The 26203-nt window shown below is 60.2% G+C and carries 24 protein-coding genes and 1 pseudogene; 10 read left to right on the top strand and 15 right to left on the bottom strand.

The features are described 5' to 3' along the window. Nucleotide 1 precedes the first annotated feature (1 nt). Nucleotides 2-460, bottom strand: a complete 459-nt coding sequence (locus tag QZ268_RS03165) for an Lrp/AsnC family transcriptional regulator (protein WP_295447827.1) — start codon at nt 458-460, stop codon at nt 2-4. Next, a complete protein-coding gene (locus tag QZ268_RS03160; protein ID WP_295447824.1) occupies nt 457-912 on the bottom strand; it encodes an Lrp/AsnC family transcriptional regulator in 456 nt (151 codons plus the stop codon). Before QZ268_RS03160 ends, QZ268_RS03165 begins: the two co-directional genes overlap by 4 nt. A gap of 131 nt (nt 913-1043) precedes the next feature. Between QZ268_RS03160 and ilvC the strand changes: the two genes are divergently transcribed. From ilvC to QZ268_RS03145, 3 genes are all read left to right on the top strand, one after another. After that, nucleotides 1044-2066, top strand: a complete 1023-nt coding sequence (gene ilvC, locus QZ268_RS03155; protein WP_009809277.1) for a ketol-acid reductoisomerase — start codon at nt 1044-1046, stop codon at nt 2064-2066. 174 nt (nt 2067-2240) lie between these two features. Then, nucleotides 2241-3152 carry a DMT family transporter gene (locus tag QZ268_RS03150; protein WP_295447816.1) on the top strand — a complete coding sequence of 304 codons (912 nt, stop codon included), beginning with the start codon at nt 2241-2243 and terminating at the stop codon, nt 3150-3152. Between the two features lie 84 nt (nt 3153-3236). Next, a complete protein-coding gene (locus QZ268_RS03145) occupies nt 3237-4148 on the top strand; it encodes a DMT family transporter (RefSeq protein WP_295447813.1) in 912 nt (303 codons plus the stop codon). A gap of 9 nt (nt 4149-4157) precedes the next feature. On the opposite strand, the gene folP is transcribed toward QZ268_RS03145, so the two are convergent. The 8 genes and pseudogenes from folP to QZ268_RS03105 all read right to left on the bottom strand — a co-directional run bounded on the left by folP (nt 4158) and on the right by QZ268_RS03105 (nt 14042). Then, complete coding sequence (gene folP / locus QZ268_RS03140; protein ID WP_295447810.1) at nt 4158-5153, bottom strand: dihydropteroate synthase; 996 nt, start codon at nt 5151-5153, stop codon at nt 4158-4160. Next, on the bottom strand, nt 5150-6070 hold the full coding sequence (locus tag QZ268_RS03135) for a dihydroneopterin aldolase (protein ID WP_295447807.1): 921 nt from the start codon (nt 6068-6070) through the stop codon (nt 5150-5152). Before QZ268_RS03135 ends, folP begins: the two co-directional genes overlap by 4 nt. Before the next feature lie 198 nt (nt 6071-6268). Then, nucleotides 6269-6916, bottom strand: coding sequence for a cell wall hydrolase (locus QZ268_RS03130; RefSeq protein WP_295447804.1), 648 nt, complete (start codon nt 6914-6916; stop codon nt 6269-6271). Between the two features lie 178 nt (nt 6917-7094). Beyond that, the gene (locus QZ268_RS03125) at nt 7095-9653 is read right to left on the bottom strand and encodes a putative PEP-binding protein (RefSeq protein WP_295447799.1); all 2559 of its coding nucleotides are present in this window, start codon (nt 9651-9653) and stop codon (nt 7095-7097) included. Nucleotides 9654-9976: 323 nt separating this feature from the next. After that, nucleotides 9977-12256: a glycine--tRNA ligase subunit beta gene (gene glyS, locus QZ268_RS03120; protein ID WP_295447796.1), complete on the bottom strand. Its 2280-nt coding sequence runs from the start codon at nt 12254-12256 to the stop codon at nt 9977-9979. A 9-nt stretch (nt 12257-12265) separates the two neighbouring features. Further along, nucleotides 12266-12400: pseudogene (locus tag QZ268_RS03115) on the bottom strand (sodium/glutamate symporter); the annotation flags it as partial. Between the two features lie 72 nt (nt 12401-12472). Next, the gene (locus tag QZ268_RS03110; protein WP_295447792.1) at nt 12473-13012 is read right to left on the bottom strand and encodes a DUF6446 family protein; all 540 of its coding nucleotides are present in this window, start codon (nt 13010-13012) and stop codon (nt 12473-12475) included. A gap of 94 nt (nt 13013-13106) precedes the next feature. After that, nucleotides 13107-14042: a glycine--tRNA ligase subunit alpha gene (locus QZ268_RS03105; protein ID WP_295447935.1), complete on the bottom strand. Its 936-nt coding sequence runs from the start codon at nt 14040-14042 to the stop codon at nt 13107-13109. 351 nt (nt 14043-14393) lie between these two features. Here QZ268_RS03105 and QZ268_RS03100 point away from each other — a divergent pair, with 351 nt between their 5' ends. After that, nucleotides 14394-16190: a trypsin-like peptidase domain-containing protein gene (locus QZ268_RS03100; protein WP_295447789.1), complete on the top strand. Its 1797-nt coding sequence runs from the start codon at nt 14394-14396 to the stop codon at nt 16188-16190. Nucleotides 16191-16348: 158 nt separating this feature from the next. Here QZ268_RS03100 and QZ268_RS03095 read toward each other — a convergent pair whose 3' ends face one another. The 4 genes from QZ268_RS03095 to QZ268_RS03080 form a co-directional block, all read right to left on the bottom strand. Next, nucleotides 16349-16990, bottom strand: coding sequence for an SDR family oxidoreductase (locus QZ268_RS03095; RefSeq protein WP_295447786.1), 642 nt, complete (start codon nt 16988-16990; stop codon nt 16349-16351). Nucleotides 16991-17052: 62 nt separating this feature from the next. After that, a complete protein-coding gene (locus QZ268_RS03090) occupies nt 17053-17625 on the bottom strand; it encodes a DUF1178 family protein (RefSeq protein WP_295447783.1) in 573 nt (190 codons plus the stop codon). Between the two features lie 186 nt (nt 17626-17811). After that, nucleotides 17812-18579, bottom strand: a complete 768-nt coding sequence (locus QZ268_RS03085) for an EcsC family protein (protein ID WP_295447780.1) — start codon at nt 18577-18579, stop codon at nt 17812-17814. 57 nt (nt 18580-18636) lie between these two features. Further along, nucleotides 18637-19185: an N-acetyltransferase gene (locus tag QZ268_RS03080; protein ID WP_295447777.1), complete on the bottom strand. Its 549-nt coding sequence runs from the start codon at nt 19183-19185 to the stop codon at nt 18637-18639. Nucleotides 19186-19277: 92 nt separating this feature from the next. Between QZ268_RS03080 and QZ268_RS03075 the strand changes: the two genes are divergently transcribed. Then, nucleotides 19278-19883: a flavin reductase family protein gene (locus QZ268_RS03075; RefSeq protein ID WP_295447774.1), complete on the top strand. Its 606-nt coding sequence runs from the start codon at nt 19278-19280 to the stop codon at nt 19881-19883. A 9-nt stretch (nt 19884-19892) separates the two neighbouring features. After that, on the top strand, nt 19893-20534 hold the full coding sequence (locus QZ268_RS03070) for a CatB-related O-acetyltransferase (protein ID WP_295447772.1): 642 nt from the start codon (nt 19893-19895) through the stop codon (nt 20532-20534). A gap of 149 nt (nt 20535-20683) precedes the next feature. On the opposite strand, the gene QZ268_RS03065 is transcribed toward QZ268_RS03070, so the two are convergent. Next, the gene (locus QZ268_RS03065; protein WP_295447769.1) at nt 20684-22327 is read right to left on the bottom strand and encodes a SulP family inorganic anion transporter; all 1644 of its coding nucleotides are present in this window, start codon (nt 22325-22327) and stop codon (nt 20684-20686) included. A 447-nt stretch (nt 22328-22774) separates the two neighbouring features. Between QZ268_RS03065 and QZ268_RS03060 the strand changes: the two genes are divergently transcribed. From QZ268_RS03060 to QZ268_RS03045, 4 genes are all read left to right on the top strand, one after another. Next, nucleotides 22775-23638 (top strand): S-methyl-5'-thioadenosine phosphorylase, encoded by an 864-nt coding sequence (locus tag QZ268_RS03060; protein ID WP_295447932.1) that lies wholly within the window; start codon nt 22775-22777, stop codon nt 23636-23638. A 131-nt stretch (nt 23639-23769) separates the two neighbouring features. Then, nucleotides 23770-24780, top strand: a complete 1011-nt coding sequence (locus QZ268_RS03055; RefSeq protein ID WP_295447765.1) for a DUF418 domain-containing protein — start codon at nt 23770-23772, stop codon at nt 24778-24780. Nucleotides 24781-24837: 57 nt separating this feature from the next. Next, on the top strand, nt 24838-25470 hold the full coding sequence (locus tag QZ268_RS03050; protein WP_295447762.1) for a LysE family translocator: 633 nt from the start codon (nt 24838-24840) through the stop codon (nt 25468-25470). 180 nt (nt 25471-25650) lie between these two features. Beyond that, nucleotides 25651-26190: an adenine phosphoribosyltransferase gene (locus QZ268_RS03045; protein ID WP_295447759.1), complete on the top strand. Its 540-nt coding sequence runs from the start codon at nt 25651-25653 to the stop codon at nt 26188-26190. Nucleotides 26191-26203 lie beyond the last annotated feature (13 nt).

Here is a 26203-nt window from a genome sequence, read left to right as displayed (position 1 = left end):
CCTAGCCCAATGGGCCGGGGCGGCGTTCTTCGCTCAGCAGAACATTGGCATCCACAGAGCCGACCCCGGGCAAAAGCATGACCCGGCGACGCAGCACCCGTTCAAAATCGGCAATATCCCGGGCGGTGACCCGCAACCGGTAGTCATACAGCCCCAGCACATGCTCCACGGTTTGGACTTCGGGGATGGCACAGACGGCGCGTTCAAAATCTTCCAGGCTGACGCGGCCTTTGGTGCCCAGTTTGACCCCCAGAAACACCGTGACGCCAAAGCCCAGTTTCTCGCGGTCCAGGTCCAGCCGACGCCCCAACAGGATGCCCAGTTCCTGCAACCGTTTGATCCGACGCCAGGTGGCCGGCTGGCTGAGCCCAAGCGCGCGCCCCAATGCCCCGGCGGACTGATTTGCATCACGCGACAAGGCCTTTAACAGGCCAAAATCAATCTCATCCAGATCTGTCATAATGGCAGGCTTTCGTTGCTCTTGATCCGGGCCACATGCATCAAGGCTTCTATATCTGCGATATGTGGCAGGGTCAGAATGGCGCTGCGATAGATTTGCTGGTAGTGCCCCATGTCGCGCGCAATCACCGACAGGCGAACATCAACCTGGCCCAGAAAAGTCTGGATCTCCAGCACCTCGGGGATGTCACGCGCCTGGGCAATAAATTCGTCAAAGGCGCGCGGGTTGGTCTTGTCCAGGGTGACCCGCAGCGAGACCTCCACCGTGTAGCCAAGGGCGCGCCAGTCGATCATCGCCCGGCTGCCCAGCAAAATGCTCCCCTCGCGGAGCTTTTCCAGCCGCCGCGACAGGCGTGACGGGGTTAGCCCCAAGCGTTCGGCAAGGTCCGGAATCGATTGTTCCGGGTCGCTTTGCATATGGCGCAATATGCGCCGATCCAGATCATCAAGCATGATTACACCAGTACTTGTCAAAATGACGAATGACTACTGCAAAATTTCCAAAATATTTGCCAAAGGCAGCGCTGTATATCCCAGCCCGCGCCTTATGATGCTTGCAAACGACAACCAAGAGGAACTCTGATATGCGCGTATACTACGACCGCGATTGCGACGTTAACCTGATCAAAGACAAAAAAGTGGCCATCCTGGGCTACGGCAGCCAGGGCCATGCCCACGCGCTGAACCTGCGCGACTCCGGCGCCAAAAACCTGGTTGTTGCCCTGCGTGAAGGCTCTGCCTCTGCCAAGAAAGCCGAAGGCGAAGGCCTGAAAGTTATGGGTATCGCGGAAGCCGCAGCCTGGTGTGACGTGATCATGTTCACCATGCCCGACGAGCTGCAGGCCGAAACCTACAAAAAATACGTCCACGACAACATCAAGCCAGGAGCCGCCATTGCATTCGCCCACGGGCTGAACGTGCACTTTGGCCTGATCGAGCCAAAAGAAGGCATCGACGTGATCATGATGGCGCCCAAAGGCCCAGGTCACACCGTGCGCGGCGAATACACCAAAGGCGGCGGCGTGCCTTGCCTGGTGGCTGTAAACACCGACGCCACCGGCAAAGCGCTGGAAATCGGCCTGTCCTATTGCTCCGCCATCGGTGGCGGTCGCTCCGGCATCATCGAAACCAACTTCCGCGAAGAATGCGAAACCGACCTGTTCGGCGAACAGGCAGTTCTGTGCGGCGGTATCGTTGAGCTGATCCGCTGTGGTTTTGAAACTCTGGTTGAAGCTGGCTACGCGCCAGAGATGGCCTATTTTGAGTGCCTGCACGAAACCAAGCTGATCGTTGACCTGATCTATGAAGGCGGCATCGCCAACATGGACTATTCGATCTCCAACACTGCCGAATACGGCCAGTATGTCACCGGCCCCCGCATCCTGCCCTACGAGCAGACCAAAAAGGCGATGAAAGAATCGCTGCAGGACATTCAGTCCGGCAAATTTGTGCGTGACTTCATGCTGGAAAACGCCGTTGGCCAGCCCACCATCAAAGCCTCGCGTCGTGCCAACGACGAGCACCAGATCGAAGTTGTTGGTCAGAAACTGCGCGACATGATGCCGTGGATCTCTGCTGGCAAAATGGTCGACAAAGCAAAGAACTAAGGCGCCCGCGGCATAGACCGCAGCCTGAACACGACGGGGCGCTCCAAGCAATTGGGGCGCCCTTATTTTTCGGTGTATTTCTGACCTTTCAGAACCTATGTACCCGGACCCGAACTTTTTGGCGCCGCCTGATCCCGGATGGCGCCCCCTCCCCAGCGCAACAGGAAATTTCAGATGAGCAACACCATTGGCGCCATCAACTGGATCAAACTACTTATCCTCGGCCTGATCTGGGGGTCCTCCTTTATGGCGGTCTCCATCGCGCTGGACGGATTCGCGCCGATGACAATTGCCGCAACACGGATCACGGTCGGTGCGCTCGCCCTGTTGCTCATCACCGCCATAATGCGGATTGAGCTGCCCTCGCTCAACACCCGCCACGGACGCACTGTCTGGCTTTGTGCGCTGGGGATGGGTTTCTTCAGCAATGCGCTGCCCTTTTCCCTGCTCAGCTGGGGGCAAACCTACGTGGCCAGTGGCTTTGCCGGGGTCTGCATGGCGGTGGTGCCGCTGTTTGTGCTGCCACTGGCGCATTTCCTGGTGCCCGGAGAGCGCATGACCCTGCGCCGCACCCTCGGCTTCGCCATCGGGTTTGGCGGCGTGCTGACACTGATCGGGTTCAAGGCCTTTGCCTCTGCGGGCAGTGATTTTGAATCTCTGGCCCGGCTGGCCTGTCTGGGGGCGGCGCTGTGCTACGCGATTGGCTCGATCATCACCCGGCTGTGCCCCGGTGTGAATATGCTCTCGCTCTCTGCGGCAGCGCTGAGCTGCGGGGCGGTGATGATCGTTCCAACCGCGCTGTGGCAAGAGGGCCTGCCCAGCCTGCCAGAAGGGCGCTCCCTGTTGGCTGTGCTTTATCTTGGGCTGGTTCCCACTGCATTTGCACAGGTGCTGCTGGTCCAGGTGGCGCGCAGCGCCGGCCCCAGCTTTCTGTCGACGGTGAACTATCAAGTTCCTGTTTGGTCAGTGTTTTTTGGCGCGTTGCTGCTCAACGAGACCCTCCCGCCGCAACTCTTTGCCGCCCTGGGGTTGATCCTGGGGGGCTTGTTGCTCAGCCGGGCACCGGTGCATCGCCAACGCCCCTGATGCCGCCCAACAGAGGGCCGAAATTGCAATTGACCTGCCGGGTGCAAAACCGTCTTGTACAGGCCTGACAGAAGCGGAGAATCTATGCCAGATCGAATGGGAAAATACTGGCTGATGATTGCCACGCTTGGATTTGTCTGGGGTGGGACGTTTCCACTGATCAAGCTTGCGCTGGACGGGATTACCCCCTTTTGGCTTGCTGCCGGACGGATCGGATTTGCCGCTGCTTTGCTGGGCGCTGTTTGGGCCTGGCGTGGCTTTGCCCTGTTCAAGGGGGCGCGCAACTGGTCGGCGGTGCTGATTATCGGCGCCTTCAGCACGGCCCTGCCCTTCATGCTGATCAACTGGGGGCAACAACATGTCTCGGCCGGGTTTACCGGGCTGAGCATGGCGGCAATTCCGCTGCTCGTCCTGCCCCTGGCGCATCTCTTTATTCCCGGAGAGCAAATGGTGCTGCGCCGCCTGGTTGGATTTGTCATTGGCTTTGTCGGCGTGGCGATTTTGATCGGCGGCAAGGCCTTTGCCAGCAGTCATTCAGAGCTGGAACTCTGGGGACGTCTTGCCTGCGTATCAGCCGCTGGCTGCTATGCTGTCAGCTCGATCCTGACCCGCCGCCTGCCGCCGGTGGATCCGGTGGGGCTGGCTGCTGTTCTTTTGCTTATTGGCAGTGTGATCATCCTGCCCGTGGTCTGGAGCATCGAAGGCGCGCCGCCGCTGCCAAACCATCAGACGCTTGCACTTATTGCCCTGCTCGGGTTGATCCCCACCGCAGCGGCCAATCTGTTGCGGGTGATCGTAGTGCGCGAAGCCGGGCCAACCTTTATGACCCTCACCAACTATCAGGTGCCGATCTGGGCGGTGCTGCTGGGTGCAGTGTTCCTGAATGAAGCGCTGCCCGCTTCGATGATGCTGGCCATGGCGCTGATCCTGACCGGCCTGTGCATCAGCCAATGGGGGGCGCTGACCCGATTGTTCACCCGGTCCCAGCACAGCTAGGGCTATGGTCTAGCGCGTTGCCTGCCACAGCCGCAGGGCCTGTGCGGTTTCCGCCACATCATGCACACGCAGCATCTGCACGCCTTTGGCCACACCAGCCAAGGCAACAGCAATCGAACCGGGCGCCCGTTTGTCCGCCTGCGGCTCCTGCCCGATATCGCCAATGAACCGCTTGCGGGACACCCCAAGCAAGACTGGACAACCCAGCCCGTGAAACAGGCTCAACCCTTTGATAAGGGACAGATTATGCGCCTGTGTTTTGCCAAACCCAATGCCGGGATCAACCACGATCTGATCGCGCAGAATCCCCGTCGCCTCTAGCCGGTCCACCTGTTTTTCCAGGTAGTCATAGACGTCCAGCAGCACGTGATCATAACGAGGATCTTTCTGCATGGTTTCCGGATCCCCCTGCGAGTGCATCACGCAAACCGGGGCGCCTGCCTGGGCCGCAAGCGGCGCCAGGGCCGCATCATAGGTAAATCCCGAAACATCATTGACCAGCTGCGCCCCCGCCTCCAGGGCGTCCATGGCCACAGCTGCCTTGCGGGTATCAATCGAGATCGGCACATCAGATGTGGCGCGAATAGCGGCAATCACTGGGATGGTGCGGGCGATTTCTTCCTCTTCGGGCACAAAAGCCGCCCCCGGGCGGGTGGATTCCCCCCCGATATCAAGCATATCAGCGCCCTCTGCCACCATACGCTGCGCCGCCTCCACACCAGCTGCAACGCCAATGTGACGCCCCCCATCGGAAAAACTGTCCGGGGTCGCATTCAGGATACCCATGATTTTAGGGCGGGTCATATCTAGGCCCGCAATGGCCGCGCGCCGAAACGTCAACCGGTGGCGCACCTCAGCCGGGACCAAACCAACCGGTACAATCCGTGGCGGCGCCTCCCGGCTCAACAATTCTACTTCTGAAAACCAAAGCGACCCGCCTGCAAGCGGCAGCGCGCCTTCGGGTCGTGTCTCTCCATGCCGCACCAGTGGCCGGTAATACATCACAACTGGGTTTGCTCCACATTGACGACGCGCAGTGGCACCTGCGGGCTCTCAGGAGACTCAGCGCCAATAACAATCATTTCGCCCGCTTCAAAGGTTGCCGCAAACCAGGCTGCCAATGCAACCGCTTCAGAAGGCGCTTCTGACGGACCATCCACAGCGTCCAAAACGATCTTTGACGGCGCCCAGACGCAGATCTGGCCATTTTTCATGGCCCAATCGAGCTCGGTCCGGGTGGCAACCACCACGCAGCGGTCGTCTTTGGCCGCCAGGCGCCAAGCATTTTGTTCGATAGAAAGTAAATCAATTCGACGCTGAGTCATTTTATGGCCAGTTTTGGGCACCTCCAGCGGATGTGCCCCGACGCAGAGAATCAGCGGTCGCTGGCGGCTTTCCATCTGGTCGATCCATGTCTTGAAATTTGCGCTCTCGATCGCCGCGTTGGACAGATACATCAACCGAGGATGCGGCGGCTCGTCCTCCTCGACGCTGTGGTTCACCTGATCTTTGGACCGGGCAATTTCCACCCCCAGAGCGCCGGGGCCACGGTCCAGTTTTTCGATACGCACAAAAACCCGCACCGCCTGCGGTTCATGCAGGATCCGTTCTGCAACCCGTTCCGCCAATGTTTCCAAAAGGTTGAGCCGCTCTGCCGCCAGTTCATAGGCAATGGCTTCGGTCACTTTGTCATAGGACAGGATCCGATCCACATCGTCGTCCAGATCCGCAGGCAGAGGCGTTACCTCAACCACGACATTGAAACTGATCCGCTGGGTATTGCCCCGTTCGGCCTGAAAAGCGCCAATCTCAACCTCGACCATATGGTCGCGTAGGGAAATTCGGTCCAGAGGCCCCGGCCTGGCAGTCGCAGCGGCGCGTTCGGAGGGGTGTTCAAAGGCGAGGCGAACTTCTGAAGACATGGCAAACGGGCCTTTGGCTGGCAAGAGGTAGAACGTCATTCAACGCATAGGGCTTAGTCTAAGCGTTGATCCGTGCCTTAACAGGCCCGCTTACGTCCGACTAGGCCCTGAATGCGGCGCAGCATGGCTCCGCACTGTCAAAAATAGCCAGCCTCGGCGGCAGCTGGACCCCAGCACAGCATACCGACAGGCGTGTCCTCAGTCATTAGAGGCGGTGCGGTAGCGGTCATCGCGGTAAAACAAATGTACGCCGATACGCGTGGTCTTGGTAAAGCTACGGCTCCAACGCGGGCTGACGGCATTGGTATGATAATACGTCGCCCCCTGGGTAAGGTCAGGCGCAGCCCCGTCAATCACCATACGTGCAATCTTGGCCCCCCGCACATAGGCCGTTTTCTCCCGGATCACCTCTTCACGGCCATCACAGGTATAGGTAAACTGGCACTGATAGCGTCGGCCGGTCCCCTGGTTGATCACCCCACACAGCGAGTTGGGGAACTGGGCGCTTTTCACCCGGTTCATGATCACTTCAGCCACTGCAAACTGGCCTTTGACGGTCTCACCGCGCGCCTCAAAGTAGAGGGCTTCGGCCAGGCAGGCGAAGTTTTCTCCCCCTGTGGCCACGGGCTGTTCAGCCAGCCAGGCCTTGGTAAAGGTGATATCTTCTGGGGCCGTTGTCTTGGGGCGAATTTTGAAACCAAGAAAGCTCGACAGACGGGAGCCTGGAACCGAATTGAGGGTCGATTGCTCACGCTTGAACAGAGCGCTCAAGCCGGTCTCGGCCTTGGCCATTTGTCCCGTCATTGTTGTTGCTACCGCCAGGGCAGCCAAGGTCAGGAATTTCATGTCAGGGGTCCTCAAATTTTCCACTTCCGCACAGCCTCCCCAGTCCAATGCGATCGCCTCCTTTAACCACATTCGGCCAAAACGTCCAGTTCCGGGGCTCCCGCCCCCCTGAGACGCCCAAAACCCCGATCACAGGCCTGCCTATGTCGGGGTCGGAAAAAACAAATTTTTCCTAATTTTATGTGTATGTTGGAGAAACTGCGCCGGTTTTCTCGCCAATTGCCAGCTGTGCCGCAGCCAAGCGCACCACCGGAACCCGAAAAGGCGAACAGGACACATAATCAAAGCCAGCTTCACGGCAAAAAGCAATTGATTCGGGGTTGCCCCCATGCTCACCACAAATCGACAGGGTGACCTCGGGATTGGTGCTGCGTCCACGCTGCACACCCAGCTTCAACAGCTCGCCAACGCCGTCCACATCCAGCACGTGGAAAGGATCCTCGGGAAAGACCCCCTGCTGCACGTAATTGGACATAAACCGACCCGCATCATCGCGCGACAACCCGTAGGTCATCTGGGTCAAATCGTTGGTCCCAAAACTCAGGAACGAGGTATGCGGGGCGATCTCATCCGCCCGCAACGCCGCCCGCGGTGTTTCCACCATGACCCCAAGACGGTAGTCAAAGCTTTCGCCCTGTTCCGCGGCAACCGCAGCAGCAACCGCATCAATGCGCGCCTTGACCAGTTCAACTTCACGCTTGGCCGAAACCAGCGGGATCATCACCTCCGGCACCACCGGCGCCCCATCTTTTGAAGCCAAAAGTGTGGCTTCAAAAATGGCCCGCGCCTGCATGTCATAGATCTCTGGCACGGTGACGCCCAGGCGCACGCCGCGCAGACCCAGCATTGGGTTATACTCCGCCATTTCCTCGACTCGCCGGGTAACATCGCTCACCGGAATATCCAAAGCCTCAGACAGTTCGCGCTGGCCCGTTTTGCTGGTCGGCAGAAATTCATGCAGCGGCGGGTCAAACAGGCGAATGCAGACCGGCAAGCCCTCCATGATGCGAAACAGCTCCAGAAAGTCCTCACGCTGCATTGGCAACAGCCGCGCCAGCACCGCAGCCCGCCCACTGGAGGTTTCGGCAAAGATCATTTCCCGCATCACCGTCAGGCGCCCGGGATCAAAGAACATGTGCTCGGTCCGGCACAGGCCAATGCCCTGGGCGTTGAAATTGCGCGCTGTCTGCGCATCTGCCGGGGTATCGGCATTGGCGCGAATGTCGATATCGCGCGCCTCATCCGCCCAGGCCAGCAAGGCTTGAAAGGCATCGTCCTCCGCCGCTTCCAGCATTTCAGGTTCCCCCGCAAGGACTTCTCCGCGGCTGCCATCAATGGTCACGATGTCGCCAGCGTGAAAGACCTGACCACTGGCGGAAATCAGTCGTTTCTTGCGGGAATCAAAGGTCATGTTCGACGCCCCGACAATGCTGGGCAGGCCAAGCCCACGCCCGATCACCGCCGCATGGCTGGTCATCCCGCCCCTGCCCGTCAGAACCGCCACCGCCGCATGCATGCCGCGCACATCATCCGGCGAGGTCTCCCGGCGCACCAAAACGCAAGGCTCACCGCGGGCGGCGCTGGACTGCGCATCCGCCGCCGTAAACACCAACTGCCCCGTTGCGGCACCCGGGCTGGCAGCAATGCCGGCCCCGATCACATCCCGGGCTGCGCTGGGGGCAACCTGCCGGTGCAACAGCTCGCTCAGCACATGGGCGTCCACCCGCATGACCGCCTCATGTGGGGGGATGATCCCATCCTGCGCCAGCGCCACCGCGATCCGCACCGCTGCGCGCGAAGACCGCAGCACCCGCACCCCATCCAGGATATGCAATGCACCGTTCTGGATGACAAATTCTACCTGCATTTCTTCGCGCAGGCGCACCCGCATCAGCGCGGCATCCGCCTTGATCCGCGCAAAAGCCTCTGGCGCCAGCTCCTCCAGCGAGGGCCCCCGCGCATCTTTTTCCAAGAACAAAGCCTCAGTGCCTGCTCCCAATGCCTCGCGCCCCTGGCTTTGGCTCAGATAGCGGCCCGTCAGCTGCGGCAGCCCGGTATCAGAATCCACCAGCTGCAACACGCCTGATCCGCATTCACCCTGGCCCAGACCGGGGATCATCTCTTGCACCACCAGCCCCAGACCGGCATCTGCCGGAGCCCCCTTGGCCTGCCGCAACAGCCGCGCCGAGGTGCCCTCCCAGGCCCGCGCCATTGAACGCAGCACCGCCGCCAGCTGTTCGCCGGGATCCTGTGGGAAAACCTCGTCCGTCTCGGCCTCATAGGCCTGCAGGATTTCGCGCAGCGCATCCGGCCCGCCGTCTTCGACGTCATCAAAAACATCCGGATCCAGCCGCGCCACATGCACCGCATAGGACTGCACAAACCGCAGATACAGCGAGGCAGCAGCCGCCTGCCCCAAGACCTCGCTCAGGGACAGATAGCGGGCGTCGTTCATACCGATATTCAGGATCGCACTCGGCCCGCCCCAATCCGGCACCTCAGACGAGGGCCGCACACAGAGCAGCGCATCCTCCGAGAACTCCGCCAGAATGGCACGAATGTCCGGCAACTCGCCCGAGGCCACCTGCTGCACCGCAGCAAAAGACAGAGCCACAGTGCGGGGAACGGGAAGATCCAGCCGTACCAAGCGCTGCAGGCATTTGGCACGCCCACCATGATTTGCGGCCTCAATTGGGGCCGTGGCGGTGATCAACGTAGAAAGCGGGATCTCAGACATGGTTTTTTCTGCACTGCGGCACCTTTTATTTGTCTGCAGCATAATCACGCCAGCCACCTTCGCAAGAGCCAAGCCCAAAGCCGCCGCTGAATTTACCTCAGGCTCTCTTCCATGCCACAGCGCAGACCTCGCGCCACAATACCGGTTTAGAGCGCCAATCGGGTCAAAGCGGGCTCAGCCTGAACGCCCCTTAAGGGCCAAAGGGGGGCGCTGGCGTTCGGGAAGGCCGAGCCCCGCCCAAAACACGCCTCCGCACAAAAACAGGGGCCGCGCCAAAACGCAGCCCCCCCTAAACTCTGGAAACTCTGATAATGCGCCCGACTTCAGGCTTCGATAAGAGACAGGTCCGCAACCTGGCCGCAGACCTTGCGGATTTGGCTCAGCAGGTTCAACCGGTTGCGACGGACAACTTCCTTCTCCGAATTCACCTGCACCGCTTCGAAAAACGCATCCACCGGCGCCCGCAGGGCCGCCATGCCGCCCATGGCGGCCGCGAAATCCTCGGCCTCGATGGCCGTGGAGATCGCTCCCTCGCTCGCCGCAAGCGCGGTGAAAAGAGCCTTTTCACTTTCGTCTTCGGCAAATTTCACATCAGCGCCATAGGAGTATTCCACCCCGTCCTTTTCCTCAGCCTGGGTCAGGATGTTGTTGGCCCGCTTGAAGCCCTGCAACAGGTTGGTGCCATCTTCTGTCTTCATAAAATCTTCTAGGGCCCGGGCGCGTTTCACCAGCAGCGTCAGATCGTCATTGCCGTCCATGGCAATGCAGGCGTCAATCACATCATGGCGAATGCCCTGATCCCGCAGAAAGACCTTGAGGCGGTCGTGGAAGAAGGAGAGGAGATCGTCAGTTGATTCAAGCTCCCGATATTTATCCAAAATCGAATAGAAAACGAAGTCCTCAATCATTTCATCGTAGTGGTCAGACTTCGACACGGCCTCAGCAGTGAACTCTGGATCAAAACCTCCGGCAAGCCAGCGATCGAAATGCCGGAAGAATCGTTCACCGGAAATTCCTTCGGCTTCAATCTGCTCATAGGCTTTCGTCCCCTTGCAAGCCTCTAAGTAGGCTAGGATGTAAGTTGCTTTTTTAATGACTTCAGAAAGCGCCCCCTTAACCCCATTCTCCAGCACCAGCCGGATTACCCCCAGCGCGGCGCGGCGCAGGGCAAAGGGGTCTTTGGATCCGGTGGGTTTTTCATCAATCGCCCAGAACCCGGTCAGCGTGTCGATCTTGTCGGCCAGCGCCACAGCCACCGAAACCGGCTCGGACGGCACATCATCAGAGGGGCCCAGCGGCGAATAATGCGCCTCGCAGGCATTGGCGACCTCCTGCGGCAGGCCAGCCGCCTGGGCGTAATAGCGCCCCATCAGCCCCTGCAGTTCGGGGAATTCATAAACCATCTCGGAGGACAAATCCGCCTTGGCCACCCGGGCTGCCTGTTCTGCCAGATCCGCATCGGCGCCCACCACCGGCGCGATTTCCCGCGCCAGGGCTGCGATCCGGTCAATCCGTTCCGACTGCATCCCCAGCTTGTTGTGGAAGGTCACATTGCTGAGCTGCGCGGTCCAGGCTTCCATGCCGGTTTCCGACTTGGCCACCCGCAGATCGTTTTCCCAAAAGAACTTGGCGTCGGCCAGACGGGCGCTCAGAACCTTTTGATTGCCCGCCAGAATGGTCGCGCCATGGTCTGCGGTTTCACGGTTGGCAACAGTGACAAAGCCCTCGATCCGGCCGGTTTTTGGGTTCTTCACCGAGAAAAACTTTTGGTGCTCGCGCATGCTGGTCTGCAGCACCTCCGGCGGCAGCTCCAGGAACTCAGCGTCGATATCACCCAGCAGCACCACGGGCCATTCCACTAGGCTAGCCACCTCGGTCAAAAGCCCCTTGTCTTCGACCAGTTCCAGCCCACGGGCAAAGGCCTGGTTGCCGGCCTCCTGCCAGATCGCCTGGCTGCGCTCTGCCGGGTCCAGCACCACATTGGCGCGCTTCAGCTTGGCGGCGTAATCCTCAAACCCATTTACCGTGATCTCTCCCGGCGCCATAAAGCGGTGGCCCTGGGTTACATTGCCCGCGACAATTCCGTCGATCTCAAGCGGCACCACCTCGGATCCGTTCTCATCACTGAGCTGACAGAGGATCGAATGTAGCGGCCGCACCCAGCGCAGAGATCCGGCGCCCCAGCGCATGGACTTGGGCCAGGGGAAGTTGCGCACCGTTGCTTCCAGCACCTCGGCGATGATTTCAGCGGCTGGACGACCGGGCTTTTCAATCATAGCAAAATAGACCGCGCCTTTTGGCGTATCGCGCTCTTCCAGCTGATCGCGGGTCAGCCCAGCGCCGCGCAAAAAGCCTTCGATTGCCTTGTCCGGCGCGCCAACCTTTGGCCCCTTGCGCTCTTCGCGCAGGGTCGGGCTTTCGGCCAGCAGGCCCTCCAGTGCCAGGGTCAGACGGCGCGGCGTCGAGAACGCGGCGGCGCCTGCATAGGTGAGACCTGCCTCGACCAGACCATCGGTCATGCGCTTTTTCAGATCCTCAGCCGCACGCGCCTGCATGCGGGCCGGGATTTCTTCGGAAAACAGTTCAATCAGCAGGTCGGGCATCTGGGGTCCTCAGAAGTTCACAATCGCCTGGATGACGATGGCATTGGCGATATCCACACAAGGCGCGGACAGCAGGGGAAGTACTACAAAAGCAACAGGAGAGGGTCCATAGGCTTTGCTCACTTCGGTCATATTCACAACGGCAACAAAGAGCGCCTGAGTCGATCTGCCAAACCCCACAGCTGACGCGCCAAGGCGGCAGATCGCTCCATTCAGTTATTCTGCAGGCGGAGTATTCTGCGGGCGCGGTGGGCAGGTTTCCCCAACAACGGTGCCATCATAAGCCTTTTTACCGCAGGCGTTCAGCTCATGCCAGGCATAGCCCAGCCCCTGATCGGTGACAGCCACGATGCGATCCACCCCGTAAGAGATATTCTTGACCGAGACAAAGGCGGTGGCGGTCCCTGCCTGCAAAGCCACCCCCAGGGCTTCGGCATCAAAACAGTCAAACCAGCCCGGCGCATTGCGCGGGACCTTTTGCTCTGACACCTGAAACAACTGCTCCAATGCTTCAGGCTTCAGCGAAGTGCTGAAACAGGCCCGATAGCGGATAGGCGAGCTGCTGGCATCAATCGCCTGAAAATCCCCATAGGCGATCGGCAAGGGGGTGTCCTTGCCCAGTGGCAGCAGCACGACATCCTGGCCCGGCTTTAGCGCCACCTCGTCATAATAGCCATAGACCTGCAGGTAATACATCGCCCCGCCAGCTGCGAGGCCGGAGACCACAAGTACAATCGCAAGAAACTTACCCAACATTGGCAATCGCCCTTATTCTGTCGCCAGCCTCATACCAATGCCCCGCCCAGCAGTGCACAGGTGGGGCATGGCCCAATTGACACCCAAACCTGGGTTAGCCCGAAAAACCGCCCGCGCTGGTCTGTACAAAGGCGTCTGCACATTGTTTTGCCAGTGTGCGCACCCGGCCAATATAGGCCTGACGCTCTGTCACCGAGATCACACCGCGCGCGTCCAGCAGGTTAAAGATATGGCTGGCCTTGATGCATTGATCATAGGCCGGATGCGCCATGATGATGCGCTTGCCGGTCTTGGGATCCACATGGTCCTGCGCCAGAATGGTGGCACATTCGGCCTCGGCCTCTTCAAAGTGGCGCAGCAGCACTTCGGTGTTGGCCACGTCAAAGTTCCAGCGGGCGTATTCTTCTTCGGTCTGTTTGAACACATCCCCATAGGTCAGCGGGATTGGCGCCTGCGGGTCGTTGAAGGGCATGTCCATCACATGGTCAACCCCCAGCACATACATCGCCAGACGTTCCAGGCCATAGGTCAGCTCACCGGAAACCGGGTGACAGTCGTGGCCGCCAACCTGCTGAAAATAGGTAAACTGACTGACTTCCATACCATCGCACCAGACTTCCCAGCCCAGGCCCCAGGCGCCCAGCGTCGGGCTTTCCCAGTCATCCTCGACAAAGCGGATATCGTGCATATCCATATCAATGCCAATCGCCTCTAGACTGCCCAGATACAGCTCTTGCAGATTGGGCGGGCTGGGTTTGATCAGGGCCTGAAACTGGTAGTAGTGCTGCAACCGGTTGGGATTTTCACCGTAGCGCCCATCAGTGGGGCGGCGCGAGGGCTGCACATAGGCTGCGGCCCAGGGCTTGCTGCCCAATGAGCGCAGGGTTGTCGCCGGGTGAAAGGTACCGGCGCCCACTTCCATGTCATAGGGCTGCATGATGGCGCAGCCCTTGGCGGCCCAATAGCTTTGCAGCCGCAAGATGATTTCCTGGAAAGAGCGCGGAGTGGATCTGGTCGCGCCAGCTGTCATCGTGCCCGTCTGGCCTACAGTCTGGCCCACGGTCTGACCGGTCGCCTGGGTGGCGGTCGGGGTGGCGGTCTGGGTCATATCCAAATCCCTCGTATAAGCAGCAAATGCGGCTTTCTTCCTATGCAAGCCCCCCGGCGGGGTCAACGGCTAGAAGCAGCCAATGCGGCGCAGATCAGTGACCAAGGAACCACAGGGCGTCTCAACATGACATTTTGTCGTGGCATTAAGGCCATAATCACCAGATTGCTGCATCAAGTGTGGAATTCCCCCCTGCAAGGGGCGTTTCCTTTGCCGCCACAAAATGCTTATCTGCGCGGCAATAATTTGGTTTACCGGGATAGGGTCCTGAGAATGAGAAAAATGATTGCCGCATTGGTCCTGTCGCTCAATGCGCTTGCCATGCTTCTAGCTGTACCAGCGCAAGCGCAGCAAAACCCACAGGACACAGTCTGGATCCAGGTGGCGGCACGCCCCACCCTGGCCTCGGCCAACCAAGAAGCACAGGTTTTTGCCGCCAAGATCCCTGATGTTGCCGGCTTCTCGCTTGTCGGTGGCTGGTATGGTGTCTTGATCGGCCCCTACACCCGCGAAGACGCGAATCGTGTGTTGCAGGTCTACCGCTCTGAAGGGCAGATCCCGCGCGACAGTTTTATCGCCCTGCCCAATAACCTGCGCAATCAGTTCTACCCTTTGGGGGAAGACACTGCGCAGACCACCCAGCCAGCCCAGGCCCCAGCAACGGGCGCCACTGCTGAGGCGACAACAGCACCACAGACGCAGACCGCAGACCCCGTGGTGATCGCGGAACCGAGCCCCCCAGCCCTGCCCGACGAAAGCCCCGCCGAAGCCCGGCGCAGCGAGCGGACGTTGAGCCGAGATGAGCGCAAAGAACTGCAAATCGCTCTCCAGGCCGCCGGGTTCTACAACTCGGCCATTGATGGCGCCTTTGGCCGCGGCACCCGTAGCTCCATGTCCGATTGGCAAGCCGCCAAGGGGTTTGAGATCACCGGCGTTCTGACCACGGCACAGCGCCAGATTCTGCTGGACGACTACAACGCGCCGCTGATCTCGGTTGGCATGCGCCGCATTATCGACACGCAGGCTGGTATCTCGCTGGAAATCCCCGCAGATGAAGTCACCTTTAGTCGATATGAGCCCCCCTTTGCCCATTACGACAGCTCCGGCGATCTGGGTGTCCGGGTGCTGCTGATCAGCCAGCGCGGCGACAAAAGCACGCTTTATGGCCTGTATGACATCATGCAGACTTTGGAAATTGTGCCCCTGGAAGGCCCGCGCGAGCGTGAAAACGACAGTTTCACCCTGGAAGGGCGCAACAACCGCTTTGTCTCCTTTACCCAGGCCAGCCTCAAAAACGGTGAGATCAAGGGTTTCACCCTCATCTGGCCAGCCGGCGATGAGGCCCGTCGCAGCCGCGTTCTCTCCGCCATGCAGGCGAGCTTTGAGCGCAGCGAAGGCGTGCTGGACGATGCCGCAGGCGCCGATATTCAGCAGGACATTGACCTGCTGTCCGGTCTGGAAATCCGCAAACCCAAAATGTCGCGCTCTGGCTTTTTTGTCAGCAGCGATGGTGTGGTTGTGACCTCCGCCGATGTGGTTCAGGGCTGCACCCGAGTCACCTTGGATTACGGCTACCGCGCTGAAGTTGTCAGCGCCGACACCCAATCCGGCATGGCGATCCTGCGGTCGACCCAGTCCCTGGCGCCGATCGCGGTGGCCGAGTTGAGCCCGCAAAGCCCACGGCTGCAATCCGAAATCGCCGTTTCCGGCTTTTCCTACGAAGGTGTGCTGGGGGCCCCCAGCCTGACCTGGGGAAAACTGGCCGACGTCAAAAGCCTGGAAGGGGATACCAGTGTTGCACGGCTGGAGCTTGCCGCCCAGCCTGGTGACGCGGGTGGCCCGGTGGTGGATGCCTCGGGTGCGGTGCTTGGCATGTTGCTGCCCCAAACAGCACAAGGCCGTCAGCTGCCCGCCGGGGTGAGCTTTGCAGCAAATGCCGAGACCATTCGCGGCGCCATGGAGGCTGCAGGTCTTGAGGTTCAGACCCAGCTCGCAGGTGCTGCCCTGCCAACCCAGGCCCTGGTGAACCGGGCCACCGGAATGACAGTTCTGGTCAGCTGCTGGGAATAAGCACGCTTAGCCTGATATTATACCATCCCCAGAGGCGGCACACCGCGCTGGCTCTGGGGATCACAAAGAAAAGACGCTGGTGGACATCCCACCAGCGTCTTTTTTGTTGCCCTTGCGGTGGCCAAAACCCCCCACCAAAACCATCCGCCGACCGCCTGTCAGTAGGCGTGAATACGCCCGTCCCAGGTATGAAAACAGCCTGTGATCTCTATGGTTAGTGCATCAAATTCCCGGATCAGGCCAGAGGCAGATTCCTCAACACTGATGTCGCCTGCCTCACCACCCATTTCCGTGCGCACCCACCCCGGATGATAGATCCCAACAGCAATGCCTTCTGGCTTAAGATCGGTGGCAAGGTTGCGCCCCAGGTTCAGCACAGCCGCTTTGGAAGCCCGATAGGCATAGCTGCCCCCAGGTGCCCGCGCGTGACTAGCCATCTGCGACGAAATGATTGCGATCTTTGGTGCCGTCCCCAACCGCAGATTGGGCAGCAGCGCCTGAACGGTCAGAAACACCCCGGTCACATTTGCGGCCATGCTCTGGCTCCAGATCTCGGCTGTATAATCTTCCAGTGCCAGCCCCTTATCGAGATAGACCCCGGCATTGCAAACCAGCAAATCAATCGGACGATCGCCAAGATGCGCCGCAAACTGAGCCTGTTGATCTGGGTCGGTCACATCCAGCGTCACCTCAGATGCGCCATCGCGGGCGGTTCCTGTCACCACATGGCCTGCCCCACTGTACTGAGACGCCATCTCGCGGCCAATTCCGCGATTTGCACCGGTAATCACTACATGCATAAGAATTTGCCTCTCACTTGGTCATACAGGTAAAACTGTGGGTGGTTCATTGGTGAAGACCTCTAGTTGGTTTTGCGACTGCGCCCAAAGGGCAGCGGCACAACCGGAATCCCCTCTTCAATCAAGGCCTTGGCCTCTTCCGGCTTGGCCTCCCCATGGATTGCACGTTCCGGCGCATCACCCAGATGCATGGCACGGGCCTCGCTGGCAAAATCCTTACCCACATAATCAGAGTTTTCTTCCACCTTGCGGCGCAAATCGCCCAAGGCCTTTTGCATCTCTGCCGCCTCACTGCTCATCGGGGTGCTCAGCGCGCCCGGTCCACGCTCAGCGCCACGGTCTGGGCTGCTGTCAGGGCCAGCAGTCCCTGCAGGGGCATCACCCTGGGCGGAAGCAGAGGGCGTATTTTGATGCTCTGGCGTCGCTGGCAGGTTTTGCTCTGGCTCCCCCATACCAGACACCGCTTTGCGTCCGGTGCGCACCCGTGGCGCCATGATGGCTTTCTCGACTTTGCTACTGCCGCAATAGGCACAGGCGACCAGACCGGCTGCCGCCAATTTGTCAAAAGCGGACGCGGATTGAAACCAGCTGTCAAAGCTATGCCCTTGGGCGCATTTAAGGCTGTAGTTTATCATTCTCTTACTCGTAGCAGGCTTTTCTGATTAACGGGCGAACAAATACAAGATCAAGAGGGGAAATATGCCGCAGCCCCGTCCGGGTGTTGTCCTGATGCCCCGCCAAAGGACGCTGTTTGTTTCCGCAACCCAACGGACCTCACGCCTTTGGTGGCAAGGCAGGTGATCCGCGGCCGGTTTTCGATCCTAGCCTTTCACTGGCAAACGGCGGACAAAATTCGCCAGCAGCTCCGCCTCTGGCTGATCCGCCTCGATCGCAAGGCGGCGCAGGCCAAAATGCACCAAGGCGACCTCATGGTAGTAGCCGCAATAGACATAGTTCACCGTCGCCCCAGCAGCGGCCCCAAGGATGGGCACCGATTGAGCGGCAAGTTTTTGCCCCATCGCAGTGGCCAATCGCGGCGCCACAGTGGCAATGATCTGATTGAGCGCCTGGCCAGACAGGCTGAACCGCAAAGAGACAAAAGCGGTGTCACTGCCATCATCCCGCGCCAGCGGCCCCGCCGAGGCAAAGACCCGCAGGCAATCAAACATGACACTCTGGGCATTCGGGTCAAATCCTTCGGCCGCAGCGGCATCCTGGATCGTGCGTAGCAAAAAGGCGGTTGTGGCGGGCAGCTCGACCAGGGCCCCTGGCAATCCGGCAGCACCGCCGGCTGCCCCCATCGCGGTGCTGACCAAACGGTTCACCCGACGCGATTGCCCCGGCACCACGCGTCGTGACTGTCGCGCAGCCTGCATCGCCAAATGCAAGGCCCGCTCGGTGGCCTGCCCCATCTGGGCGCGCGCCCCAGCGGGCATCTGCGCCAAAAAGCTCTCGACTTGCCCGCCGATCACATTCAGCAGGTTCACCCCCAGACCGCTTGCCGCCCGGTAGCGCCGCGCCAGGGCATCCAGTTCGACCTCTATTTCACCGGGTGACAGGCTGCGGGACTGCTGCAGTATTTCGCTCATGTGCTTTGGCCCTCTCTGTCAAAGAGATTGGCTCCCATCGCGCCGGTTTCAAGTCTGTCAGGCCGTGCGTTCTGCTCCCTGCCAGCGGATAACCCGGCCCCGGACCCCTTCCCAGGCCCCGGATTGCGCGCCCAGCCCCAGCACCCGCTCCGGGTTGGTGGGGGGCGGCATTTCCACATCCGACAACCGCTCAAAGCCAAAACGGCTGTAGTAGGGGGCGTCCCCCACCAGCATGACCCGGTGCCAGCCCTGCTCGGCTGCCTTGGCCAGGCTGTCACGGATAAGCGAGCCGCCCAGCCCCTCGCCTTGGTGGGTGGGATGCACCGCCACCGGCCCCAACAGCAGTGCGGTTACCGGATCAGCAGCCGTGCTGGGTAAATCCCCTGCAGCCGGGCTCGGGGGCTCGATATGGACGGGCCAGAATCGGATGGCCCCGGCCAGAATGCCCAATTCGTCGCGAGCGACCTGGCTCAACCCCCGAACAGGTGGCACGTCATCGCGCAGCCGGTAAGACGACAAAGCCTCTCGTCCCGGCGCAAAGCACAGATCATACAGCGCCTCCACCTCCCAGCGATCGCCGGGCTGTTCTGCCATGAGTTCAATCACGCCGCTTGCTCTCCGTCCCTGCCCTCACCTCAAGGGGCTGGAAATCGCCCTAGCACGGGCGTAAGTCTGGGGCAAACAATTGGAGACGCGCCATGTTCTACCGCCCCGAAGACGGCCATGGGTTGCCGCATAACCCCTTTAATGCCCTGATCACCCCTCGTCCGATCGGCTGGATATCCTCCCGCGCAGCGGATGGCAGTAACAATCTGGCCCCCTATTCCTTTTTCAACGGCGTCGCCTATACGCCGCCGCAGGTGATGTTTGCCTCCACCGGTAGCAAGGACGACCAACCCGGCACCAAGGACAGCCTTGCAAACATCGAAGACACCGGCGTGTTCTGCGTCAATATCGTGGCTTACGAGATGCGTGACGCGATGAACGCCAGTTCCGAGATGCTGCCCAAAGAGGTGGACGAGTTCTCCCATGCAGGTCTCACAGCGGTGGAATGCGACACCATCAACTGCGCCCGCATTGAAGGTGCCCCCGCAGCCCTGGAATGCAAACTGACCCAGATCGTCACCCTGCCCGGCGTGGCAAACCGCGTCGCCTTTGGCGAGGTCACCGGCATTCACCTGCGCGATGACTGCCTGCGCGATGGCATTTTTGACGTCACAACCTTCCACCCCCTGGCCCGTATGGGCTACCGTGATTATACCGCCGTGCGGGATGTGTTCTCGCTGGCGCGCCCTGATGATTGAGCCCCACTAATGCCCCTCCCAAATCCCGCCCTACGCAATCCCATTGTCCTCCCCGATGGCCAGGCCCATGCCGGCACCGTGATGCTGTCGCAGGCCATCACCCACCCCAACTTTCAGGTTGGCGACTTCAGCTACGCTTCGGACTTTGCGCCGCCGCAGGACTGGGCCAGCCATCTAGCGCCCTATCTTTTTGCCGGCGCCCGCGAACGCCTGGTGATCGGGCGGTTCTGCCAGATTGCCCATGGGGTGCGTTTTATCACCGCCTCCGCCAATCACGCGCAGGATGGCATCAGCTGTTATCCGTTCCCGGTGTTTGATCCGGCGCAGATGGCCGGTTTTCAGCCAGACACCCGCGACACCGTGATCGGCAATGATGTGTGGATTGGCTATGGCGCCCTGATCCTGCCCGGCGCCCGTATCGGCGATGGCGCTATCATCGGCGCCGGGTCTGTGGTGCGGGGTACTGTCCCGCCCTATGGCATTGTCACCGGCAACCCGGCCAGCCTGCAACGATTTCGCTTTTCCAAGCCCCAGATCGCCCGCCTGTTGTCGCTGAAATGGTGGCACTGGCCGCAAGAGCTGCTGGCTCGCGCCGAACCCGCGCTGCTGGCAGGAGATCTGGAGATGCTGGAAAGCCTCGCCCCTGACTGACAGGGCCTCCAGCTTGTCAGGGCCTCCAACATCAGCAGCAGCTCCAACCCGCTGTTTGGTCCAACACTTCAGAGGCCTGTCTCTGAAACAAAACAGCCGCGCCCCATTTGGGGCGCGACCGCTCAACAACAGCAGGGTGGCTTGGGACGCTAGTGCCCCCCCAGGACCCCGGTCTTGACAGAATAATCCGCCGCCACCTGATACTCTGGATCGTCGTCGCTATCGATCATCAAATGGCCCGCTTTGGTCAATAGCTCATGGCAGTCACGGCTAAGGTGCCGCAACATCAGCTCCTTACCCGCAGCCTCATATTTGCCCGCAATCACCTCAATGGCTTGCAGCGCCGACTGATCAACCACGCGGCTGCGGCCAAACTCGACAATCACCTTGTCCGGATCATTCTCAACATCAAACAGCTCAATAAACCCGTCGGTAGAGCCAAAGAACAGCGGCCCTTCGATTTCATAAACCTTGGCCCCCGCTTCGCTTTCGGATTGCCGGGTGATCGCATGAATGCGGCGCGCGTTGCTCCAGGCATAGGCCAGGGCCGAGACAATCACACCCACTACAACCGCAATGGCCAAATCGCTCATCACCGTCACCACGGTCACCAACACAATTACAAAGGCATCCATGGGCGGAACTTTGGTCATGATCTTCAGACTGTTCCAGGCAAAGGTTCCGATCACCACCATGAACATCACCCCAACCAGCGCCGCCAGCGGAATCTGCTCAATCAGCGGCGAGGCCACCACGATAAAGGCCAGCAGGCACAGCGCCGCCACAATGCCGGCAATCCGGGTACGGCCACCAGATTTTACGTTGATCATCGACTGGCCGATCATGGCACAGCCGCCCATGCCACCAAAGAAGCCGGTGATCACATTGGCAGTCCCCTGCGCGATACATTCCTGGCTGGCGCCCCCACGCTTGCCGGTGATTTCACCCACCAGGTTCAGGGTCAGCAGGCTCTCAATCAGACCAATGGCGGCCAGAATGACCGCATAGGGCAGGATGATTTTCAAGGTTTCCAGATTGAACGGCGCCAGCATGTCACCATAGATGCCGAGCCCGGAGCCAAAGGGATTGTGAATGGACGGCAAAGCCCCCTTGATCGAGGCCATATCCCCCACCCGGGGCACATCCAGGCCAAAGATAATGACAATCCCGGCCACAATGCCAATCCCGGCCAATGGCGCCGGAATGATCGAGGTGATCCGTGGCGTCGCCCAGATGATCACCATGGTCAGCCCAACAAGGCCCAGCATCAGCATCATCGGCATGCCCGACAGCCACTCAGCGCCCCCTGTGCCCGGCACTTTGAACTGGGTCATCTGAGCGAGGAAAATCACAATCGCCAAGCCGTTGACAAACCCCAGCATCACCGGATGTGGCACCAAGCGGATAAATTTCCCCCAATGCATCACCCCAGCAATCACCTGCAGGATACCCATCAAAACTACAGTGGCAAAAAGATACTCAACCCCGTGCTCTGCGACCAAAGCCACCATGACAACCGCCAGCGCCCCGGTGGCACCAGAAATCATCCCCGGACGCCCGCCAATCAGCGCCGTGACCAGCCCCACCAGAAAAGCAGCATATAGCCCCACCAGTGGATGCACCCCAGCAACAAAGGCAAAGGCCACCGCCTCGGGGACCAGAGCCAGGGAAACAGTGAACCCTGACAGGATCTCGGTGCGCACGCGGGCAACTGACCAGCCCTCGTCCTGCATGATCGAAAGGTTCGGCGGGGAAATATGATTGGCCAGCAGGGCCATGGCGGCGCGTCTCATGGGGGATACCTGTGATTGGAGGAGCTTGGTGTTCGCTGCCCGCCCCTAGCGGAAATTCGCCGATTGCACAAGGGCAGAGCCCTTCCTGCCGCGCCGCAACCAAAGGCAGGTCCGCAAACCGTCACTTCCAGGCAGCAATCGCCAGCTGCGCTGCCAACCGCAGCCCCAGACACCATAACAGACACCCTACCAGGCACCAGCCCCGACACCATGACCAGCGTTGGTGAACCCTGGGTAGGGCACGCGGCCTTTGACCCCGCCAACCAAAACACCGCCCCCCTGCGCGCGGCACCCAACCTTTCATCTTGCCAAAAATACCTCCGCCGGAGGCGCAAAAACACTGCAGCCACGGTCCCGGCAGTTGTCAAACCACATCTGGGCAGGCACAACCCAGTATAGCGCCAGTAAAGTGGAAAAACAGGAGTGTAGCACGTGACACAGGACACCATGATCGCCGTCATAGGCGGCTCGGGCATTTACGAAATCGACGGGCTGGAAGCCGCTGAATGGGTCTCTGTCGACACCCCCTGGGGTACGCCCTCGGATCAGATCCTCACCGGGCATCTGGATGGGGTCAAAATGGCCTTTCTGCCGCGCCATGGCCGTGGCCATGTGCATTCACCGACCGAAGTTCCCTACCGCGCCAACATTGATGCGCTCAAACGGTTGGGCGCGACAGATGTGTTTTCCGTCTCTGCCTGCGGATCGTTCCGCGAAGAAATGGCACCGGGGGATTTTGTCATCGTTGACCAGTTCATCGACCGCACTTTCGCCCGTGACAAAAGCTTTTTTGGCACCGGCTGCGTCGCCCATGTCAGCACCGCCCACCCCACCTGTGCGCGGCTCTCTGATGCGGCCGAAGAAGCCGCCAAATTGGCCGGGGTCACCGTGCATCGCGGCGGCACCTATCTCTGTATGGAGGGGCCGCAGTTTTCCTCCATGGCCGAAAGCAAGATGTACCGCGAAAGCTGGGGCTGCGATGTTATCGGCATGACCAATATGCCAGAGGCCAAACTGGCCCGCGAAGCAGAGCTCTGCTATGCCTCCATCGCCATGGTCACCGATTATGACAGCTGGCATCCTGAGCATGGCGCGGTGGATATCAGCGACATTCTGGCCACCCTTCAGGGCAACTCCAACAATGGCCGCGACCTGGTGCGCCGCCTGCCCGCTCTGCTGGGCAAACAGCGCGACCTTTGCCCCCATGGCTGCGATCGTGCCCTGGAGTTTGCCGTGATGACGGCACCTGACAAACGCGACCCCGCCCTGCTGGCCAAACTGGACGCGGTGGCTGGGCGTGTCTTGGGCTAATCTGCCGCCAACAGACCCCCGGCAACACCACAGAGGGGGCGGTTTTTTTCGACCGCCCCCTTTATTTCCCACGGTTTCATCCCTTGATAGACAGCACGCGACCCCAAGTTTTTTGACGAGATAATAACAACATGCGTCTTCACGGATTGGATATCGCCCGATTTATTGCCTTTTGCGGCATGGTGCTGGTGAATTTTAGAATTGCAGCCCAGGTGAGCCTAGGTAGCGATTTTGCCTCACTCCTGACCAATGCACTGGAGGGGCGTGCCGCCGCCCTCTTTGTCATTCTGGCCGGGATCGGTCTGACCCTCAGCCAGCCCCCCAAACGGGTTGTTGCAGCCCGGGCCGGGGTGCTTTTTGTCTTGGGCTTGGCAAATCTCACCATCTTTGAGGCGGATATCCTACATTTTTACGCCCTGTATTTCCTGGTTGCCCTGCCCTTTCTAAACGCTGCACCACAGCGGCTTTTGCTGGCTGCTTTTGCCGCAATGGCGCTTGGTTTTGCCGGCCTGATTTTGCTCGACTATGAGGCCCACTGGAATTGGCAGACCCTCGCCTATTCGGATTTCTGGACCCTGGAGGGCTTTCTGCGGCACTCGTTTTTTAACGGCTGGCATCCGGTGTTTCCCTGGGTCAGCTTTGTGTTTTTGGGCATGTGGATCGGGCGCCAGGATCTGGCACAAAAGGCAACGCAAAACCGGTTGATCCTGTGGGGGCTGGCCGCCAGCCTGCTTGCCGCACTCCCAGGCATGATTATCAAGGATCCACAACTGGCTGAGCTCCTGGGCACCGCCTCGCTGCCGCCGGGCCCCTGTTACCTGATTGCCGCCAGCGGCAGTGCCTGTGTGATGATCGGAGCCCTGTTGCGCCTGGAAGGTCTGCTGGATCGGTTCGGCCTGGCCGAATGGCTGGCAGCGCCGGGGCGTATGGCGCTCAGCCTCTATGTCGCCCATATTCTGCTTGGCATGGGCACGCTTGAAGCCATGGGACAGCTGGATGGGTCGCTGTCGCCAGAGGCCATCTTTGGCTTTAGCCTCGGCTTTTGCGCTCTGTCGATGATGCTGACCTGGGTTTGGACGCTCCTCACTCCCCGTGGCCCCCTCGAAGCCCTGATGCGGCGGGTCTCTGAAATTTTCCGTTGACCTGCCTCAAAGCCGCTGTCTTTGCTGTGCTGAGCGTGCAGAGAAGAGAGGGATACAATGGACGTCACACTTTGGCTGGCCTTTGCCGCCGCCTCTGCAGCCCTGCTGTTGATCCCTGGCCCCACCGTGCTGCTGGTGCTGAGCTATGCCCTGTCCAAGGGGCGCCCGGTGGCCATGGCCTCTGCTTTGGGCGTGGCCTTTGGTGATCTGATCGCCATGACCGCATCCCTGGCCGGGCTTGGCGCCTTGGTCATGGCCTCTGCAACCCTGTTCACCGCGCTGAAATGGGTCGGGGCGGCCTATCTTTTGTGGCTGGGGGTCAAGCTGTGGCGAAGCGCCTCTGGCAGCAGCGGGTTGGAGCACCTGGCCAGCCCGGATGCGGTCACCGCGCGCGGGGTTTTTGGCCACATGGCTGTGGTCACCGCGCTGAATCCAAAATCCATTGCCTTTTTCATCGCCTTTGTGCCGCAGTTCATCCGCCCAAGCGAGGCGCTGGCACCGCAGTTTGTGGCCCTGATTGCCACCTTCGTGGCCCTGGCCGCTGTCAATGCCATGGCCTATGCGCTGCTGGCGGATCGGTTGCGGCGCTGGATTGCGCGCCCCACGGCAATTGCACACCTGACCCGGGTCGGTGGCGGGGCGCTCATCGCTATGGGACTGGCCACCGCGCTGCTGCGCCGCCCGACCTGACGTTCCCGCGGGGGGCAGCCTGCTTGCCCCTTGCACGCGGGGACAGCTTGCGCCAAACCCTGCTGGCCAAACCCCGGTGACCGTTCCTGTTGCCCGTCCCTGTTGACTGGGATGCAACAGGGACAAAGCCGTATCGTCGCCGACCTGCCAAGACCTGCCCAAGCAAGAGAAAGCCTGCCCATGCCCAAAAAAACCGCCGTGAAAGACTACATCCGTACCATCGTTGATTTCCCTCACGAGGGGATCATGTTTCGCGATGTCACCACGCTTTTTGCCGACCCGCGCGGATTTCGCATGGCCATTGATCAGATGCTGCACCCCTATGCTGGAGAGCGGATCGACAAAGTGGTGGGGCTGGAGGCCCGTGGTTTTATCATGGGTGGCGCCATTGCCCATCAGCTCAGTGTTGGGTTTGTTCCCATCCGCAAAAAGGGCAAATTGCCGGGCCGCACCCTGAGCCAAGATTACAAGCTGGAATACGGCGAAGCCATTGTGGAGATCCATGAAGACGCGATCCAGCCCGGTGAAAAGGTTCTGGTGGTGGATGACCTCCTGGCCACCGGCGGCACGGCCTCTGCCGGCATCAAACTGATCGAACGACTGGGCGGAGAGATCATCTCCTGCGCCTTTATCGTGGACCTGCCGGATCTGGGCGGTCGCAAGGTTCTGGAAGACCTTGGCCTGGATGTACATGTTCTGTGTGAATTTGACGGCGAATAGACAAAACATCTGC

It is taken from the genome of uncultured Pseudophaeobacter sp., from assembly GCA_905479575.1.
Classification (GTDB): domain Bacteria; phylum Pseudomonadota; class Alphaproteobacteria; order Rhodobacterales; family Rhodobacteraceae; genus Pseudophaeobacter.
This window is presented reverse-complemented; position numbering and strand designations above follow the sequence as displayed.